This is a genomic window from Gilliamella mensalis (genome assembly GCF_900103085.1).
In the GTDB taxonomy this organism is placed as follows: domain Bacteria; phylum Pseudomonadota; class Gammaproteobacteria; order Enterobacterales; family Orbaceae; genus Gilliamella; species Gilliamella mensalis.
In genome coordinates, this window is the sequence record NZ_FMWR01000039.1 from 1 (window position 1) to 508 (window position 508).

Here is a 508-nt window from a genome sequence, read left to right on the forward strand (position 1 = left end):
AGCCAAGAAGTGGCGTTTTTACAAAAATTTGATGTCACCGATCCAAAATATGAAGTTGGGTCAAAAAAACCAACAACCAAAAAGCTTAAATTTATGCTTTGCTTTCCCGACGAGGCAAGTAAAGCACTGGTTGTCAATTTTCTAAAAAATAAAGAAATACTTAACCCTTATGATTTTAAACACTTTTTAACCAGCAAAATGGCGGATTATGTCACGTTAGTCAACCGTACTACCGTATTACAAGACAAAATTGACAAAGTCAATCAACAAAAATCCAGCAACGACGAATCGATTAACGAATCGAACGAAAAGAAAAGAGAAGATAAAATCAAAGAGCGCGAGATAAACCGCGAAACCGAAGCGATGAATCAAAGCGAAATGGAAAAAGCAAAAATTGAGGAAAAAATTAAAATTGGCGAACAAGCAAAAGATACCCGTCAAAGTGCAAAAGCTGCTAAGCTTAGCTATGGTGCCAATGCGATAATGGGCGTTATCACCCTGTTAAATA

At 36.4% G+C, this 508-nt stretch carries 1 protein-coding gene; it reads left to right on the forward strand.

The window, feature by feature from the left end; genetic code table 11:
• On the forward strand, positions 1–508 hold a 508-nt coding region (locus tag BQ5209_RS10750; protein WP_167370352.1), incomplete at both ends, for a hypothetical protein.